This is a genomic window from Cronobacter muytjensii ATCC 51329, assembly GCF_001277195.1.
GTDB lineage: Bacteria > Pseudomonadota > Gammaproteobacteria > Enterobacterales > Enterobacteriaceae > Cronobacter > Cronobacter muytjensii.
Genome location: NZ_CP012268.1, coordinates 3,332,174 through 3,350,426, shown reverse-complemented (window position 1 = coordinate 3,350,426; position 18,253 = coordinate 3,332,174). Strand labels below are relative to the sequence as shown.

Here is an 18,253-nt window from a genome sequence, read left to right as displayed (position 1 = left end):
GTAACAATATGAAATATCGGGCGTTATTAGTTCCAGTAATGTTTATGGCATTGAGCGGTGGTTTACGTGCTGAAGAGATAGGCTCAGTAGACACGGTATTCAAATGGCTGGGGCCGGATCACAAAATTGTCGTCGAAGCGTTTGACGATCCGGATGTCAAAAATGTGACCTGCTACCTGAGCCGTGCGAAAACCGGCGGCATCAAAGGCGGCCTGGGCCTTGCGGAAGATACCTCCGACGCGGCTATCTCCTGCCAGCAGGTCGGGCCTATCGAGTTGAGCGATAAAATCAAGGCCGGTAAGGCGCAGGGCGATGTCGTGTTCCAGAAGCGCACGTCGCTGGTTTTCAAAAAATTGCAGGTAGTGCGGTTTTATGACGCGAAACGCAACACGCTGGCTTATCTGACATATTCCGACAAAGTGGTTGAAGGTTCGCCGAAAAACGCGCTAAGCGCGGTACCGATTATGCCGTGGGGCCAGGCCCGGTAATTCACAGGATTATTCAGGATGAATCAGACAACCGTCTGGCTGGTGGAGGATGAAACCAGCATCAGCGAAGCGCTGGCGTATGTGATGCAGCTTGAGGGCTTCACGGTACGCACTTTTGAACGCGGGCTGCCCGCGCTGGACGCGCTCCGCCATACCTTGCCGGATCTGGTGGTGCTGGATGTCGGCCTGCCAGACATCAGCGGTTTCGAGCTGTGCCGTCAGCTACTGGCGGCGCACCCGGCGCTGCCGGTGCTGTTTCTCACTGCGCGCAGCGAGGAGGTCGATAAGCTTATCGGCCTTGAGATCGGCGCCGATGACTATGTCGCCAAGCCGTTTTCGCCGCGCGAAGTGTGCGCCCGCGTGCGCACCATTTTGCGGCGGCTGCAAAAGCAGCAGAGCGGCGCGCAAAACGTGGTACGCGCGGGGCATTTCGAGCTTAACGACGACGCCGCGCACATCGCCTGGTGCGGCCAGCCGCTGCCGCTGACCCGCTATGAATTCCTGCTGTTAAAAACGCTGCTGCTGGCGCCGGGGCGCGTTTACTCGCGCCAGCAACTTATGGATAAAGTGTGGGGCGACGCCAGCGACAGCTTCGATCGCACCGTCGATACCCATATTAAAACCCTGCGCGCCAAGCTGCGCGCGGTAAACCCGGACGCCTCACCCATTAATACGCACCGGGGGCTGGGTTACAGCCTGACGGTCAGCTGATGCGCATCGGCATGCGGCTCCTGCTGGGCTATTTCCTGATTGTCGCCGTAGCGGCCTGGTTTGTGCTCGCCATTTTCGTGCAGGAGATCAAACCCGGTGTACGGCGGGCGACGGAGGGCTCGCTCAATGACACGGCCACGTTGCTTGCAGAAATTGCCCGCGACGATTTGCTGGCGGGGCGTCCGCGCGACGGGCAACTGGCGCAGGCGTTTAAGCGTCTTAACCACTACCCGGTGAACGCCAATATCAGCGGCATCAAAAAGGTGCGGAATGAGTACCGTGTTTACCTGACGGACGCGCAGGGGCGGGTAGTGTTCGACTCCAGCGGCGAGGCGGTCGGACAAGATTATTCGCGCTGGAACGATGTCTGGCTGACGCTGCGCGGACACTATGGAGCGCGCAGCTCGCCGCTGCACCCGGATGATCCGGACAGCACGGTGATGTACGTCGCCGCGCCGGTGCGCGACGCGGGACGCATCATCGGCGTACTAAGCGTCGGCAAGCCAAATATCGCGCTTGCGCCGGTGATCCGCCGCAGCGAACACCGGATCATGATGGCGGGCGTTGCGCTGCTCGGCATCGCGCTCCTGACCGGCATCGTGATGGTGCTCTGGATCAACGGCTCCATCGGCAGGCTGGTGCGTTACGCCGATTCGGTTACCGGGGCCGCCCCCCTGCCGCTGCCCGACCCCGGCAGCAGCGAACTGCGGCGTCTCGCCCAGGCGCTGGAAAACATGCGGGTGCGGCTCGAAGGTAAAAATTATATCGAGCAGTATGTCCACGCGTTGACCCACGAGCTGAAAAGCCCGCTGGCGGGCATTCGCGGCGCGGCGGAGATCCTGCGCGAGGCGCCGCCGCCTGACGTGGCGCGGCGGTTCAGCGAGAATATTTTGCAGCAAAACGCGCGTATGCAGGCGCTGGTGGAAAAACTGCTGCACCAGGCGAAGCTCGAAAACCGGCTGGAGATCGCGCCCGAGCCGGTCTTACTGGCGCCGCTGTTCGCCACCCTGGCGGAGCTCTACGCCTCGTCACTTTTGCAAAACGCGGTACGCCTGCGTATCGACCCCGACCCCGGCGACCTGCGCGTGGCGGGCGATGAGGCGCTGCTGTTGCAGGCCATCGGCAATCTGCTGGTGAACGCGCTCGACTTCACCCCACCGGACGGCGAGATAACGCTGGGCGCATGGCAGGAGGGCGAGCGGGTCATTGTGCGCGTGACAGATACCGGCAGCGGCATTCCGGACTACGCGCTGGCGCGCATTTTCGAGCGTTTCTATTCGCTCCCGCGGGCGAGCGGACAGAAGAGCAGCGGCCTCGGGCTCGCGTTCGTTCAGGAAGTGGCGCGGCTTCATCAGGGCGACATTACGCTGGCTAACCGGCCGGAAAGCGGCGTTGAGGCGCGGCTGACGTTAAATCCCGCCTGACTTCACCGGCGCTTCACATAACTTCATTTCCACCCCACATAAGCCCTCTATCTTCGGCACCATCGAAGAGGAGAGGCTTATGTTGAAATCACCATTGATGTTAAAAGGCATGGCGCTGCTGGGCTGTATGGCGCTGCTGTTGATCCCGCTGCGTATTCTGAGCGTCGTCATCGGCGAGCGCGCCGATTATCGCGACCACGTCACTCACTCGCTTGAGCAGAGCACCAGCGGGCCGCAGAAACTCGTCGGGCCGCTTATCGCCATTCCGGTTACCGAAATCACCACCACAATGGAAGAGGGCAAAGAGGTGACCCGGGAGCGCAGTTTTATCCGCTACTGGCTGCCGGAGTCGCTGATGGTAACGGGAAAGCAGGCGGTTGAACCGCGTCATGTCGGCATTTACGAAGGGCAGGTTTGGCGCAGCGAGGTGTCGCTGGAAGCGCGCTTTACGCTGCCTGCGCAGGCGGTAAACCCTGGCGCGCAGTACCGGCTGGGTGACGCCCGGCTGGTGATGGCGGTAGGTGATTCGCGCGGCATCGGCAATGTGGGCGCGCTGAACATTAACGGGCAGACGCTGGAGGTCGAACCAGGCACCGGGCTTGAGGAGGGGGGCGAGGGGCTGCACGCGAGCGTACCGGCTGCGCTGCTTGAGGCCTCGACGCTCGCGGTCCGCTTCTCGCTGGAGCTGAACGGCACCGGCGCATTTTCCGTCGTGCCGCTGGGGCGCAGCAGCGAGATGTCGCTTATCAGTAACTGGCCGCATCCCAACTTCTACGGCAACTTCCTGCCCGCGACGCGGGAGATCTCCGCCAGCGGTTTTGCGGCGAAATGGCGCAGCAGCTGGTATGCCAATAATCTCGACGGCTATTTTCAGAAGGGGCAGGAGGTGAGACTGGGCGCGCTGCCGGCGTTCAGCGTCACGGTGGCGACGCCGGTGGATCAGTATCAGCTCACGGACCGCGCGGTAAAATACGCGGTGCTGCTGATAGCGCTCACTTACATGGCGTTTTTCGTCTGCGAAACCCTGAGCGGCATTACGATGCACCCGGTGCAGTATCTGCTGGTGGGGCTTTCACTGGTCATGTTCTATCTGTTGCTGCTGGCGTTCTCCGAGCATATCGGCTTTAACCTGGCCTGGCTTGCCGCAAGCCTCGCGGGGGCGGCGCTGAATACGCTGTATCTGCAGGCGGTACTGAAAGGGTGGCGGCGTAGCCTGCTCTTTGCAGGCGGTTTGCTGGCGCTCGACGGCGTGCTCTGGCAGTTGCTGCGCTCACAGGATTTCGCGCTATTGCTTGGCAGTGGGCTGCTGTTTGCCGCGCTGGCAGCGGTAATGTTGCTGACCCGTCATATCGACTGGTATGCGCTGACGCCTGCGAAAGCACGCTTCACACGCCTGACGCCTGCCTCGCAGGAAGAGCGCTTCCGGCTCTGGAAGTAAAAGGCGGGCAATAAAAAAGGGCGGAATCTCCGCCCTTTTCGCGTTTCGCCGTCAGGTTTATTCCTGCAGATCACCGCAGAAACGGTAACCTTCACCGTGAATGGTGGCGATGATCTCCGGAGTGTCCGGCGTGGATTCGAAATGTTTACGAATGCGACGGATGGTCACGTCAACCGTACGGTCATGCGGCTTGAGCTCGCGACCGGTCATTTTCTTCAGCAGTTCCGCGCGGGTCTGGATCTTGCCCGGGTTTTCGCAGAAGTGCAGCATGGCGCGGAATTCGCTGCGCGGCAGTTTGTACTGCTCGCCATTCGGGCTAATGAGCGAACGGCTGTTGATATCAAGCTCCCAGCCGTTGAACTTGTAGCTTTCCACGCTGCGACGCTCTTCGCTTACCGTACCCAGATTCATGGTGCGGGAGAGCAGATTGCGGGCGCGGATGGTCAGCTCACGCGGGTTAAACGGTTTGGTGATGTAATCGTCAGCGCCGATCTCCAGCCCTAAGATTTTATCCACCTCGTTATCACGGCCAGTCAGGAACATCAGCGCGACATTCGCTTGCTCGCGCAGTTCGCGCGCCAGCAGCAGGCCATTTTTACCCGGCAGGTTGATATCCATGATAACCAGGTTGATATCATTGTCAGAGAGGATCTGATGCATCTCGGCGCCATCGGTGGCTTCGGACACATCATAGCCTTCTGCTTCGAAAATACTTTTTAACGTGTTGCGTGTTACCAACTCGTCTTCAACGATAAGAATGTGCGGGGTCTGCATGTTTGCTACCTAAAAATTGCCAACTAAATCGAAACAGGAAGTACAAAAGTCCCTGACCTGCCTTATACATGCCATAAATTAACATGCCCGGCCTAACATGACTAAAGTACGTAATTGCGTTCTTGATGCACTTTCCATCAACGTCAACAACATCATTAGCTCGGTCGTGGGTACTTTTCCCTCTGGACCCGACGGTGTCAAAAACGGCTGTTATCCTAACCATTTTAACAGCAACATAACAGGATGATACGATACCAACACCGAATAAAACTACGCTTCGTTGACATATATCAAGTTCAATTGTAGCACGTTAACAGTTTGATGAGATCATCGCAGCGAAGAACTAACTCTGATTACATTCGGGTAACATTGCGGATAATTTCGCCTCTTAACTAATAAACAAAGCGAATCCGATAAGCAAGCGGAATTTGTATTGTTTTTATTGATGATAAACAGCCGGATAACGCCGGTTTTACGGCATAATAAAAGGGATTTCTCCGGTTATTTCCATAACTACTGTTTATCTATTTAGCGACCCTTAACGGGCCGGGATTGTATATAAAATGTAAATTCGCGACGCGTATTAATTGGCGGGTCGCTATTTTCCTCCACGACAGAATCACAGAGAGCCTTATGCGTTTGCCCATTATTCTGGTGTCACCCGCCAGACCTGAAAACGTCGGCGCCGCCGCGCGTGCCATGAAAACCATGGGATTTACCGAATTGCGGATCGTTGACAGTTCAGCGCATCTTGACCCGGCGGCGCGGCGCGTCGCCCACGGTGCTGGCGATATTCTCGATAATACGCGGCATTACGACACGCTCGCCGCCGCGCTGGACGATGTGGACTTCACGGTCGCCACCACAGCGCGCAGCCGCGCGAAGTTTCACTACTACGCGACGCCGCAACAGCTCCTGCCGCTGCTTGAAGAGAAAGCGGCCTGGCTGCCGGTGACGGCGCTGGTGTTCGGACGTGAGGATTCGGGACTGACCAATGACGAGCTGGCGCTGGCCGATGTGCTAACCGGCGTGCCGATGGTCGCCGATTACCCGTCGCTGAACCTGGGTCAGGCGGTGATGGTTTACTGCTATCAGTTAACGACGCTGATGCAAAAACCACCTGCCGCGGCGCCAGAGGCCGATCATGACCAGCTGAAAGCGCTACGCCTGCGCATCGACGCGTTGCTGACCACGCTTGGCGTCGAAGACGACATCAAAATGGCCGACTGGCTGCAACAGCGTCTCGGGCTTCTTGAGCAGCGCGACACCGCGATGTTGCATCGTTTGCTGCACGATATCGAAAAAAAAGCAGCAGGCTGAAAAACTACATTGCCTGCGTCTTCCAGCATTAAATGCTAATTAGACAGGGGAATCGCCGGGTTTTAGGGGCGTAAAAGACGTCTTTATCGCTATCCGGCGGAACAGTTTCGGCCGGTGCGTAAATGAAATATTCGTTGACTTAACCTGACGATTACTTTAACCAATAGAGATACAGGACAGAAAAGTACAGAGCACACAACATCCATGATTCGCATCAGCCTGACTACCATTATTACTACCACCACCATTACCACAGGTAACGGGGCGGGCTGACGCGTACAGGAAAAACTGAAAAAAGCCCGCACCTGAACAGTGCGGGCTTTTTTTTCGGCATAAAATCAAGGGGTAACAACCATGCGAGTGTTGAAATTCGGCGGTACATCGGTCGCGAACGCAGAGCGGTTTATGCGTGTCGCCGACATTCTGGAGAGCAATGCCAGGCAGGGGCAGGTAGCGACCGTTCTTTCTGCTCCCGCGAAAATCACCAACCACCTGGTGGCGATGATTGAGAAAACCATCAGTGGCCAGGATGCCCTGCCGAATATCAGCGATGCCGAACGTATTTTTGCCGAACTGCTGAAAGGGCTCAGCGACGCCCAACCTGACTTCCCGTATGCGCAAATGAAAGCGGTCGTCGATCAGGAGTTCGCTCAGATAAAACATGTGCTGCACGGCATCAGCCTGCTCGGCCAGTGCCCGGACAGCATCAACGCGGCGCTCATCTGCCGTGGTGAAAAACTCTCTGTCGCTATCATGTCGGCGCTGCTTGAGGCTCGTGGCCATAAAGTAACGGTTATCGATCCGGTGGAAAAACTGCTGGCGGTTGGCCATTACCTGGAATCGACCGTCGATATTGCCGAATCCACCCGCCGCATCGCGGCCAGCAAAATCCCGGCGGATCATATGGTCCTGATGGCGGGCTTTACCGCCGGTAACGATAAAGGCGAACTGGTGGTGCTCGGGCGTAACGGCTCCGACTATTCCGCCGCGGTGCTGGCCGCTTGTCTGCGCGCCGACTGTTGCGAGATCTGGACTGACGTCGACGGTGTCTATACCTGCGACCCGCGCCAGGTGCCGGATGCGAGGCTTCTGAAGTCGATGTCGTACCAGGAAGCGATGGAGCTCTCCTACTTCGGCGCTAAAGTTCTCCACCCCCGCACCATCACCCCCATCGCCCAGTTCCAGATCCCTTGCCTGATTAAAAACACCGGTAATCCGCAGGCGCCCGGCACGCTGATTGGCGCGTCCAGTGACGAAGACGGCCTGCCGGTGAAGGGCATCAGCAACCTTAATAATATGGCGATGTTCAACGTCTCCGGCCCCGGCATGAAAGGCATGGTGGGGATGGCGGCGCGCGTGTTCGCGACCATGTCCCGCGCCGGGATCTCGGTGGTGCTGATTACCCAGTCGTCGTCCGAGTACAGCATCAGCTTTTGTGTGCCGCAAAGCGACTGCGCCCGCGCGCAGCGGGCCATGGAAGATGAGTTCTATCTGGAGCTGAAAGAAGGGCTTCTGGAGCCGCTTGCCATTATGGAGCGCCTGGCGATTATCTCGGTGGTAGGCGACGGCATGCGCACGCTGCGCGGTATTTCGGCGAAATTCTTTGCCGCCCTTGCTCGCGCGAATATCAATATTGTGGCGATTGCGCAGGGCTCATCCGAACGCTCTATCTCCGTTGTGGTGAGTAATGACGATGCCGTCACCGGCGTGCGCGTCACGCACCAGATGTTGTTCAATACCGATCAGGTCATTGAAGTCTTTGTGATTGGCGTAGGCGGAGTCGGCGGCGCGCTGCTGGAACAGCTGAAGCGCCAGCAAACCTGGCTTAAGCAGAAGCATATCGATCTGCGCGTCTGCGGCGTGGCGAATTCAAAAGCGCTGCTGACCAACGTACACGGGCTGGATCTGGAAAACTGGCGCGCGGCGCTGGCGGATGCCAACGAGCCGTTCAACCTCGGGCGCCTGATTCGCCTGGTGAAAGAGTATCACCTGCTGAACCCGGTCATTGTCGACTGTACCTCTAACCAGGCGGTGGCGGATCAATACGCTGACTTCCTGCGTGAAGGCTTTCATGTGGTGACGCCGAACAAAAAGGCTAACACCTCATCGATGGATTACTACCACCAGTTGCGCCACGCCGCCGCCGCGTCGCGCCGCAAGTTCCTCTATGACACCAACGTTGGCGCGGGGCTGCCGGTTATCGAAAACCTGCAAAATCTGCTCAACGCCGGTGATGAGCTGCAACGCTTCGCGGGCATCCTTTCCGGCTCGCTGTCATTTATTTTCGGCAAGCTCGATGAGGGCATGAGCCTGTCGGAAGCGACCCGTATGGCGCGCGAAATGGGGTATACCGAGCCGGATCCGCGCGACGATCTCTCCGGCATGGACGTGGCGCGCAAGTTATTAATTCTGGCGCGTGAAACGGGCCGTCACCTTGAGCTTAGCGATATCGTCATTGAGCCGGTGCTACCGGAAAGCTTTGACGACAGCGGCGAAACCGGGAGCTTTATGGCGCGCCTGCCGCAGTTGGATAATGAGTTCGCCGCTCGCGTGGCGCAGGCCCGCGACGAAGGCAAAGTGTTGCGCTACATCGGCACCATTGAAGAAGATGGCGTCTGCCGTGTGAAGATCGCCGCGGTGGATGGTAACGATCCGCTTTATAAAGTGAAAAACGGCGAAAACGCGCTGGCGTTCTACAGCCGCTATTACCAGCCGCTGCCGCTGGTGCTGCGCGGCTACGGCGCGGGTAACGATGTCACGGCGGCGGGCGTGTTCGCCGATCTGCTGCGCACCCTGTCATGGAAGTTAGGAGTTTAAGATGGTTAAAGTGTATGCCCCGGCCTCCATTGGCAACGTCAGCGTGGGGTTTGACGTATTAGGCGCTGCCGTGTCGCCGGTCAATGGCGAGCTGCTGGGCGACTGCGTGACGGTAGAGGCGGCGGCGGAGTTTTCGCTGACCAATACCGGGCGCTTCGTCAGCAAGCTGCCCGCCGAACCGCGAGAAAATATCGCCTGGCAATGCTGGGAGCGCTTTTGTCAGGAGATTGGCAAAACCGTGCCGGTCGCCATGACGCTTGAGAAGAACATGCCGATAGGCTCCGGGCTTGGCTCCAGCGCCTGCTCCGTGGTGGCGGGCCTGATGGCGATGAACGAATTTTGCGGCAAACCGCTCAGCGACGATCGTCTGCTGACGCTGATGGGTGAACTGGAAGGGCGCATCTCCGGCAGTATTCATTACGATAACGTCGCCCCCTGTTTCCTGGGCGGCCTGCAGCTGATGCTGGAAGAAAACCACATTATCAGCCAGCCGGTGCCGTGCTTTGACGAATGGCTGTGGGTAATGGCGTATCCGGGGATCAAAGTCTCAACCGCCGAGGCGCGGGCCATTTTACCGGCGCAGTATCGCCGTCAGGATTGCATCAGCCACGGGCGTTATCTGGCGGGCTTTATTCATGCCTGCCATACGCGCCAGCCGCAGCTTGCCGCTAAACTGATGCGTGACGTCATCGCCGAACCGTACCGTACCAAATTACTGCCGGGCTTTAGCGAGGCACGCCAGGCGGCAACGGAGATCGGGGCGCTGGCGTGCGGCATCTCCGGCTCCGGCCCGACGCTGTTCGCGGTCTGTGATAAAACCGACACCGCACAGCGGGTGGCGGAGTGGCTGAAGCAGCACTATCTGCAAAATCAGGAAGGCTTTGTACATATCTGCCGTCTCGACACGGCTGGCGCACGAGTATTGGGATAACGCATGAAACTCTACAATCTGAAAGACCATAACGAGCAGGTCAGCTTTGCGCAGGCCGTCACGCAGGGACTGGGTAAAAATCAGGGGCTCTTTTTCCCGCACGACTTGCCGGAATTCAGCCTGACTGAAATCGACGAAATGCTGGAGATGGATTTCGTCTCCCGCAGCAGCAAAATTCTCTCGGCTTACATCGGCGATGAGATCCCGGCCGATATTCTGCGCCAGCGCGTGGCGAACGCTTTCACGTTCCCGGCGCCGGTAAGCCAGGTTGCGGAAGATATCGGCTGTCTGGAGCTGTTCCATGGCCCGACGCTGGCGTTTAAGGATTTTGGCGGCCGTTTTATGGCCCAGATGCTGACGCAAATCAGCGGCGATAAGCCGGTGACCATTCTGACCGCGACGTCCGGCGATACCGGCGCTGCCGTGGCCCACGCCTTTTATGGCCTGAAAAACGTCCAGGTGGTTATCCTCTATCCGCGCGGCAAAATCAGCCCGTTGCAGGAGAAACTGTTCTGTACGCTTGGCGGCAATATTGAAACTGTCGCCATCGACGGCGATTTCGACGCCTGTCAGGCGCTAGTGAAACAGGCGTTTGACGACGAAGAACTGAAAGCGAAACTGGGGCTTAATTCCGCCAATTCCATCAATATCAGCCGCCTGCTGGCACAGATCTGCTACTACTTCGAAGCCGTCGCGCAGCTGCCGCAGGAAGCCCGCAACCAGCTGGTAGTTTCGGTGCCAAGCGGCAACTTCGGCGACCTGACCGCCGGGCTGCTGGCGAAATCCGCCGGGCTGCCGGTGAAGCGCTTTATCGCCGCCACCAATGCCAACGACACGGTGCCGCGTTTCCTGCAACACGGCGAGTGGTTGCCGAACGCGACGGTGGCGACCCTCTCCAACGCGATGGATGTGTCACAGCCGAACAACTGGCCCCGCGTGGAAGAGCTGTTCCGCCGTAAAATCTGGCGTCTGAACGAACTGGGCGTGGCGACCATCGACGATGAAACCACGAAGGCGACTATGCGCGAACTGCGCGAGCTGGGCTATCTCTCGGAGCCGCACGCGGCGGTCGCCTACCGCGCGCTGCGCGATCAGCTGCGCCCTGGCGAGTACGGGCTGTTCCTCGGCACGGCGCATCCGGCGAAATTCAAAGAGAGCGTAGAAGCGGTGCTTGGCGAAACGCTGCCGCTGCCACCGGAGCTGGCAGAGCGCGTCGACCTGCCGCTGCTGTCGCATTCGCTGCCAGCCGATTACGCCGCGCTGCGTGAATTGATGATGAACAAAGCGCCGTAAAACGCGCGTTCAGGCGGTACATTACCGGGAGAGGCGTCGCCTCTCCTTTTTTTGTGCGCGATAGCTGCAAACGTGAAGAAAATGTGTAGTGAAAAGGCAGGAAAAGCGCAGAAATTCCCAATAAATGCGGGCGTTTATCATTTGAGATTGCGCAGGATTATCAATACCCGGCAGGACGCTTATCCTTCTTTCATCAACCCATAACGGGCATGAATCTGTAAGGAGTTCCTGTGTTAAAACCTCTACTGCTGGCCTTTTCCATCCTGATGACCGCGCCGCTGTTAACGCAGGCGGCAGAACTGACGCTGCTGCCTTCCGTGAAGCTGCAAATCGGCGACCAGGATCGCGACGGCCATTACTGGGATGGTGGTCACTGGCGTGACCGCGACTGGTGGCATAAGCACTATCAGCGCCATGAAAACCGCTGGGAGCCGCGCCATCACGACGAACGCCCGGTAGCGCGACACGACCGTCACGACGGGCCTGACGTTCATCACCGCTAATAAAAACGCCAGCCTTCGCTGGCGTCATAGTTACTGCTCGTGACGTTTAAACACCAGCTCGCCGCCGCCCGAGGCGGCCTCATCGAAGAAATAGCCTTCGCTGTCGAATGCGGTGAGCTGCTCCGGTTTTGTCAGACGATGCTCGATGATGTAACGGCTCATCAGCCCGCGCGCTTTTTTGGCGTAGAAGCTGATGATTTTAAATTTGCCGTTCTTCTCATCAAGGAAGACCGGTTTGATTATCTCCGCGTTCAGTTTCGCAGGCTTGACTGCTTTGAAATATTCATCTGACGCCAGATTCACCACTACATTATCGCCCTGGGCGGCAATCGCCTCGTTCAGCTTCTGAGTAATCGTATCGCCCCAGAAAGTGTAGAGATCTTTGCCTTTCGGGTTCGCAAGGCGCGTACCCATCTCCAGACGGTACGGCTGCATGAGATCGAGCGGGCGCAGCACGCCGTAAAGCCCGGAAAGCATACGCAGATGCTGCTGGGCGAAATCGAAATCCGCCTCGCTAAACGTTTCCGCTTTAAGGCCGGTATAGACGTCGCCTTTAAATGCCAGGATCGCCTGGCGGGCGTTATCCGGCGTGAAATCGGGCTGCCAGTCACTGAAGCGGGTCGCGTTTAGCGACGCCAGCTTGCTGCTGATGCTCATCAGGTCGGCAATTTCTTCGTCGGTCAGCCGACGGGCAATATCGATAAGCGCCTGCGCGTGGTCGAGCAGTTCAGGCTGGGTGTAGCGCGTCGTGGCAAGCGGACTCTGGTAGTCCAGAGTCTTGGCGGGAGAAATCAGAATCAGCATGACATGTCCTTTCTTCGTTTTCCCGGAACTCTACCAAAGAACGCCGTAAAGTGAACCAATGGCTGCGATTGAACGCGCTTACTCCAGCGGCGCGCTGCGCCAGACATCGGGCTCTACCTGGCGGGCTATTTCCGGGTAACGGTCTGAATTAAAGACCGGCTTTAGCCCCAGCCTGCGCTGGCGCAGGTAGTCATCGGCGATGCATTTCACCACCGGAGAGAGCAGCAGAATGGCGGTAAGATTCATTACCGCCATCAATGCCATCGTCACTTCAGCCACCTGGCGCAGCAGCGGTAAATTAAAGAACGGCCCGGCGAAGACCATCGCGATCACCGCAATCCGCAGCAGCCATCGGTAAGGGGGCGTGTATCTGCGCAGGAACACCAGATTGTTTTCGGCATATGCGTAATTGGCAACGATCGAGATAAAGGCGAACAGCACGATCACGCCCGCCACCAGATCTTTGGCCCATGGCCCGGCGAGCCGACCCAGCGATTCGCGCGCGAGCGTCAGCCCGTCCGTCGCAGCGGGTAACGACTCTGTCATCCCGGCCAGGAGCACGATAAACGCGGTGGACGAGCAGATAACCAGGGTGTCGATGAATACGCCTATCATCTGCACGATACCCTGGGCGGCCGGGTGGGGCGGCCAGGAGGTCGCGGCAGCGGCGGCGTTAGGCGTGGCGCCCATGCCTGCTTCGTTGGAAAACATGCCGCGCTGAAAGCCGCTGGTCAGCGCCTGACTGATACTCCAGGCAAGCGCGCCGGAGGCGGCTTCCTGCCAGCCGAAGGCGCTGCGCACAATCATCAGGAAGATATCAGGCAGCGCGGAGAGATGCAGAGCCATCACCACCAGCGCGGTTATGACCCAGACGCCCGCAATCGGCGGCACCACGCGGCACATCAGGCGCGCCACGCCTTTAAAGCCGAGCAGCAGCATCGGCAGCAGGCACAGCGCCAGCAGCCCACTGCTGACATAAACGGGTAACGTCAGCGCTTTGCCGAGCGCTTTAGAGAGCGCGCCCGCCTGCGCGGCATTAAAGAGAAGTCCGAAAGTGAAGATTAAAAACAGGGAAAACAGCACGCCCATCCAGCGCATGCCGAGCCCGCGCTCCATATACCAGGCCGGGCCGCCGCGAAAGTTGCCCTCCCGATCGCGTCCTTTATAGAGCTGCCCCAGCGCATTTTCGGCAAATGACGTCGCCATGCCGATAAGCCCGGCGACCCACATCCAGAACACGGCGCCCGGCCCACCGCTGATTATCGCGAACGCGACGCCGGCAATATTCCCGCTACCCACCCGCGCGGCGACGCTGGTGCAGAGCGCTTCAAAGGCTGTCAGCCCGCTGCCGGAGGGGCGCAGGCTACGGCTCAGCGCGCGCGGAAAAAAACGCAGATAACGAAACTGAATGAAATGCGTGCGCCAGGAAAACCAGAGCCCTGCGCCAGCCAGCAGATACAGCATGGCTGAACCCCAGAGTATTTCGCTGATAAATAAAAGAAAATCCGACATGCCTGTTCCCCGCAGCGCGGCTCTGCCTGGCGCCTGCGGCAAGGCCGCCGACACGCCTTCTATGAAAGCGCAGAGCCTGAAATAAAAGCAGTTTATCACATGGCTACGACGCGATTGCCCCGGTTGCGCTCGAAAAGTCTCGTGTTATCATCACCGCAGACCGATTACATCTCCCTGACACGAAGTTCAAAAGAGAAACACTATCATGACGGACAAATTGACCTCCCTTCGTCAGTTCACAACCGTGGTTGCTGACACTGGAGACATCGCGGCAATGAAGCTGTACCAGCCGCAGGATGCCACGACTAACCCTTCTCTGATCCTTAACGCCGCACAGATCCCTGAATACCGCAAACTGATCGACGACGCGGTGACCTGGGCGAAAAGCCAGAGCAGCGATCGCGCTCAGCAGGTGGTAGACGCGACTGACAAGCTGGCGGTGAACATCGGTCTGGAAATCCTGAAGCTTATCCCTGGCCGTATCTCTACCGAAGTGGACGCGCGTCTCTCCTATGACACCGAAGGCAGCATCGCTAAAGCCAGGCGCCTGATCAAACTCTACAACGACGCTGGCATCAGCAACGATCGCATTCTGATCAAGCTCGCTTCTACCTGGCAGGGCATCCGCGCCGCCGAGCAGCTTGAAAAAGAAGGCATCAACTGTAACCTGACTCTGCTGTTCTCCTTCGCGCAGGCGCGTGCGTGCGCTGAAGCGGGCGTTTACCTGATCTCTCCGTTCGTGGGCCGTATCCTCGACTGGTACAAAGCCAACACGGACAAAAAAGAGTATGCGCCGCAGGAAGATCCGGGCGTGGTTTCCGTGACGGAAATCTACGAGTACTACAAACAGCACGGCTATGAAACCGTGGTCATGGGCGCAAGCTTCCGTAACGTCGGCGAAATCCTTGAACTCGCGGGCTGCGACCGTCTGACCATCGCGCCTGCGCTGCTGAAAGAGCTGGCGGAAAGCGAAGGCACCGTTGAGCGTAAGCTCGCCTTTAACGGCGAAGTGAAAGCGCGTCCGGAACGCCTGACTGAATCTCAGTTCTTCTGGGAGCACAACCAGGATCCGATGGCGGTGGACAAACTGGCGGACGGTATCCGCAAGTTCGCCGTTGACCAGGAAAAACTGGAAAAAATGGTCCAAGACCTGCTGTAATCTCTCCGTGGCCGGCCCTGCCGGCCACGTTTCTTACGTTCCCGCCCTGTCTGCAAACCACTCTGGCGTGTATCATTTCGCAAAACTGCACTGATTTTCGGAAATGATATGGATACGTTACGCATAGGCTTAGTTTCAGTTTCTGACCGCGCTTCCAGCGGTGTGTATCAGGATAAAGGCATTCCGGCGCTCGAAGCGTGGCTTACGCAGGCGCTGACGACCCCGTTCGTGCTGGAGACCCGTCTGGTACCCGACGAACAGCCGCTTATCGAACAGACGCTCTGTGAACTGGTAGACGAAATGGGCTGCCATCTTGTGCTTACCACCGGCGGTACAGGCCCGGCGCGCCGCGACGTGACTCCAGACGCCACGCTTGCGATTGCCGACCGTGAAATGCCGGGCTTCGGCGAGCAGATGCGCCAGATAAGCCTGAACTTTGTGCCGACCGCGATCCTCTCGCGTCAGGTGGGCGTGATCCGCAAGCAGGCCCTCATTCTCAATCTGCCAGGCCAGCCCAAATCCATTCAGGAAACGCTCGAAGGGCTGAAAGATGAGCACGGTCACGTAAAAGTGTCAGGAATATTTGCCAGTGTCCCGTATTGCATTCAGCTGCTGGATGGCCCTTACGTTGAAACTAATGCCGACGTGGTAGCGGCTTTTCGTCCTAAAAGCGCAATTCGCGAAGTAAAAAACTAATTATTCGCTGTTGATGACATAAACGATGTTTGAAGGTGGCGTGGCGGTGATTTAACGATATAGTCACTTTTAGTTTACGTTTTTACGATAAGCTAATTCACGCCCACCACTTTACAAACGGTTCGTTATGGAACAGCAAACACGTCCTCTTAATCGTCAGGACTATAAAACCCTGACGCTGGCGGCCCTGGGTGGCGCGCTGGAATTCTACGATTTCATTATTTTCGTCTTCTTCGCGGCGGTCGTCGGGGAGCTGTTTTTCCCGCCGGATATTCCGGAGTGGCTGCGTCAGGTACAGACTTTCGGGATCTTCGCCGCCGGTTATCTGGCGCGACCGCTCGGCGGCATTATCATGGCGCACTTTGGCGATCTGGTGGGCCGCAAAAAAATGTTCACCCTGAGTATCCTGCTGATGGCCGTGCCCACGCTGCTGATAGGTCTGCTGCCGGATTACGCGGCGATGGGCATCGCCGCTCCTGTGTTGCTGCTCCTGATGCGTATTCTGCAGGGGGCGGCCATTGGCGGCGAAGTGCCGGGCGCGTGGGTTTTTGTGGCCGAGCATGTCCCTGAAAAGCGTATCGGCATTGCCTGCGGCACGCTGACCGCCGGCTTAACGGTGGGCATTTTGCTGGGCTCGGTAGTCGCGACCCTCATTAACACCAGCATGACGCAGCAGGCCATTCATGACGGCGGCTGGCGCATTCCGTTCCTGCTCGGCGGCGCGTTTGGTCTGGTGGCGATGTACCTGCGTCGCTGGCTTCAGGAGACGCCGGTTTTCCTTGAGATGCAGCAGCGCAAGGCGCTGGCGCAGGAGCTGCCGGTGAAAGCCGTGGTGGTGAAGCATCGTCAGGGCGTGCTTATCTCTATGCTGCTGACGTGGCTGCTGTCGGCGGGCATCGTAGTGGTGATTTTAATGTCGCCGGTCTGGCTGCAAAAGCAGTACGGCTTCACGCCAGCGGTCACGCTGCAGGCCAACAGCATCGCGACGATCATGCTCTGCATCGGTTGCCTGATAGCTGGGCTTGCCGCGGATCGCTTTGGCGCCAGCCGCACGTTTATTATCGGCAGCATGCTGCTCGCGGCCTCCAGCTGGGCGTTCTATCACCTTTCCGGCGCACATCCGGAACACCTCTTTTTGCTCTATGGCCTGGTGGGGGTATGCGTCGGCGTGGTGGGCGCGGTGCCTTTCGTGATGGTGCGTGCGTTTCCGGCGGCGGTGCGCTTTACCGGCATTTCGTTCTCCTACAATGTGGCGTATGCCATTTTCGGCGGCCTGACGCCCATTGCCGTCACGATGCTGATGGGCGTCTCACCCATGGCGCCCGCCTGGTATGTGCTGGCGCTCTCGCTGATGGGGTTAGGGCTCGGCGTCTGGCTGGGCCGAAAGCGGCAGTCTGACGCTTCGCATACCGTGGCGGAGCCCGCGCAGTCGTAATCGCGAAAATGCGCCGTTCCGGCAGCGTGGCCACACAGGGCGAGGCTAAAGATATTAAGCAGCGATGTGGCGGATAAAAGAGAACAGCGTAAGCGTGGCGCAAGCAGGATGAAGGGCGCGTCAGAAGAAGACGTCGTGCCCGTGGGCACGACGCAAAGCGAAAATCAGTGTTTCTCGCCAATCGGCAGTACGGTGCGGCCGTACTGCTCGTTCAGCACTTCGCCCATCGCGAGGTAAATCGCGCTGGCGCCGCATACGAGGCCAATCCAGCCTGCAATATGCACAATGCTTTCGTTATCCATCAGATGGCCGACCGCCAGCAGGGCGAACAGCACCGTCAGGCTCAGGAACACGAATTGCAGCACGCGCGCGCCGCATAGCGTACCGAAGAACATAAACAGCGTGAACACGCCCCAGATACTTAAATAAACGCCCAGAAAATGGCCGTTAGCCGCCTCTGCGAGGCCCATTTTCGGCAGCAGCAGAATCGCGACCAGCGTCAACCAGAACGAACCGTATGAGGTGAAAGCGGTTAAACCGAAGGTGTTGCCTTTTTTATATTCCAGCAGACCGGCAAAAATTTGCGCGATGCCGCCGTAGAAAATCCCCATCGCCAGAATAATGCCGTCCAGCGGGAACATGCCGATATTATGCAGATTGAGCAGAATGGTAGTCATACCAAAGCCCATTAACCCCAGGGGGGCCGGATTAGCCAACTTAATGTTGCCCATAAACCCTCAAAATAATAAGAAAAATTTGCAAAAAGTAACGCCCCGGACGTTATCTTTCGTGACGGGGCGCGGCATCATAATCAGGCCGTTTCGCGCCGTCTATGATCTGGGAAGGGAGAAAATAAAAAAATTTTGCGCTTTGCCCCTTGATGGCGGGCGGAGCGACCCCATCTTGTAGTCAACCGCAATGGATGAGCCTGAAAAAAAAGGGCGGTGG

Annotated in this window: 17 protein-coding genes, 1 pseudogene and 1 other annotated feature; of the genes and pseudogenes, 14 read left to right on the top strand and 4 right to left on the bottom strand. The window is 58.1% G+C overall.

The window, feature by feature from the left end; genetic code table 11:
* Positions 1-8 precede the first annotated feature (8 nt).
* From creA to creD, 4 genes are all read left to right on the top strand, one after another.
* Entirely contained in the window at positions 9-488 is a 480-nt protein-coding gene (gene creA, locus AFK63_RS15370) for a protein CreA (protein WP_038865040.1), read from the top strand.
* A gap of 18 nt (positions 489-506) precedes the next feature.
* Entirely contained in the window at positions 507-1,199 is a 693-nt protein-coding gene (gene creB, locus AFK63_RS15365; RefSeq protein ID WP_038865038.1) for a two-component system response regulator CreB, read from the top strand.
* Positions 1,199-2,623 carry a two-component system sensor histidine kinase CreC gene (gene creC / locus AFK63_RS15360; protein ID WP_038865036.1) on the top strand — a complete coding sequence of 475 codons (1,425 nt, stop codon included), beginning with the start codon at positions 1,199-1,201 and terminating at the stop codon, positions 2,621-2,623. Before creB ends, creC begins: the two co-directional genes overlap by 1 nt.
* A gap of 79 nt (positions 2,624-2,702) precedes the next feature.
* The gene (gene creD, locus AFK63_RS15355) at positions 2,703-4,061 is read left to right on the top strand and encodes a cell envelope integrity protein CreD (protein ID WP_038865034.1); all 1,359 of its coding nucleotides are present in this window, start codon (positions 2,703-2,705) and stop codon (positions 4,059-4,061) included.
* Between the two features lie 57 nt (positions 4,062-4,118).
* Here creD and arcA read toward each other — a convergent pair whose 3' ends face one another.
* Complete coding sequence (arcA, locus tag AFK63_RS15350; RefSeq protein ID WP_007675752.1) at positions 4,119-4,835, bottom strand: two-component system response regulator ArcA; 717 nt, start codon at positions 4,833-4,835, stop codon at positions 4,119-4,121.
* Positions 4,836-4,932: 97 nt separating this feature from the next.
* On the opposite strand from arcA, the pseudogene yjjY reads away from it, so the two are divergent.
* The 7 genes and pseudogenes from yjjY to AFK63_RS15325 all read left to right on the top strand — a co-directional run bounded on the left by yjjY (position 4,933) and on the right by AFK63_RS15325 (position 11,699).
* A pseudogene (gene yjjY / locus AFK63_RS21310) lies at positions 4,933-5,074 on the top strand (YjjY family protein).
* Between the two features lie 394 nt (positions 5,075-5,468).
* The gene (locus AFK63_RS15345; RefSeq protein ID WP_038865031.1) at positions 5,469-6,155 is read left to right on the top strand and encodes a tRNA/rRNA methyltransferase; all 687 of its coding nucleotides are present in this window, start codon (positions 5,469-5,471) and stop codon (positions 6,153-6,155) included.
* 204 nt (positions 6,156-6,359) lie between these two features.
* Complete coding sequence (thrL, locus tag AFK63_RS20685; protein WP_071601047.1) at positions 6,360-6,428, top strand: thr operon leader peptide; 69 nt, start codon at positions 6,360-6,362, stop codon at positions 6,426-6,428.
* Positions 6,367-6,484, top strand: a sequence feature (Thr leader region). Its footprint overlaps the gene before it by 62 nt.
* Before the next feature lie 25 nt (positions 6,485-6,509).
* Complete coding sequence (gene thrA, locus AFK63_RS15340; protein WP_038865029.1) at positions 6,510-8,972, top strand: bifunctional aspartate kinase/homoserine dehydrogenase I; 2,463 nt, start codon at positions 6,510-6,512, stop codon at positions 8,970-8,972.
* 1 nt (position 8,973) lies between these two features.
* A complete protein-coding gene (gene thrB / locus AFK63_RS15335) occupies positions 8,974-9,903 on the top strand; it encodes a homoserine kinase (RefSeq protein ID WP_038865027.1) in 930 nt (309 codons plus the stop codon).
* Positions 9,904-9,906: 3 nt separating this feature from the next.
* Entirely contained in the window at positions 9,907-11,196 is a 1,290-nt protein-coding gene (thrC, locus tag AFK63_RS15330; RefSeq protein ID WP_038865026.1) for a threonine synthase, read from the top strand.
* A 230-nt stretch (positions 11,197-11,426) separates the two neighbouring features.
* Positions 11,427-11,699, top strand: coding sequence for a DUF2502 domain-containing protein (locus tag AFK63_RS15325; RefSeq protein ID WP_038865024.1), 273 nt, complete (start codon positions 11,427-11,429; stop codon positions 11,697-11,699).
* Positions 11,700-11,729: 30 nt separating this feature from the next.
* Here AFK63_RS15325 and yaaA read toward each other — a convergent pair whose 3' ends face one another.
* Together yaaA and AFK63_RS15315 are read right to left on the bottom strand one after the other, a co-directional pair.
* Complete coding sequence (yaaA, locus tag AFK63_RS15320; RefSeq protein WP_038865022.1) at positions 11,730-12,503, bottom strand: peroxide stress protein YaaA; 774 nt, start codon at positions 12,501-12,503, stop codon at positions 11,730-11,732.
* A 78-nt stretch (positions 12,504-12,581) separates the two neighbouring features.
* A complete protein-coding gene (locus tag AFK63_RS15315; protein WP_038865020.1) occupies positions 12,582-14,015 on the bottom strand; it encodes an alanine/glycine:cation symporter family protein in 1,434 nt (477 codons plus the stop codon).
* A gap of 205 nt (positions 14,016-14,220) precedes the next feature.
* Between AFK63_RS15315 and tal the strand changes: the two genes are divergently transcribed.
* The 3 genes from tal to AFK63_RS15300 all read left to right on the top strand — a co-directional run bounded on the left by tal (position 14,221) and on the right by AFK63_RS15300 (position 17,305).
* Positions 14,221-15,174 (top strand): transaldolase, encoded by a 954-nt coding sequence (gene tal, locus AFK63_RS15310; RefSeq protein ID WP_038865018.1) that lies wholly within the window; start codon positions 14,221-14,223, stop codon positions 15,172-15,174.
* 108 nt (positions 15,175-15,282) lie between these two features.
* A complete protein-coding gene (gene mog, locus AFK63_RS15305) occupies positions 15,283-15,870 on the top strand; it encodes a molybdopterin adenylyltransferase (protein WP_038865016.1) in 588 nt (195 codons plus the stop codon).
* Between the two features lie 127 nt (positions 15,871-15,997).
* Entirely contained in the window at positions 15,998-17,305 is a 1,308-nt protein-coding gene (locus tag AFK63_RS15300) for an MFS transporter (protein WP_038865013.1), read from the top strand.
* A 164-nt stretch (positions 17,306-17,469) separates the two neighbouring features.
* Here the strand turns inward: AFK63_RS15300 and satP are convergent, their stop codons facing one another.
* A complete protein-coding gene (gene satP, locus AFK63_RS15295) occupies positions 17,470-18,036 on the bottom strand; it encodes an acetate uptake transporter (RefSeq protein ID WP_038865012.1) in 567 nt (188 codons plus the stop codon).
* Between the last annotated feature and the right edge of the window lie 217 nt (positions 18,037-18,253).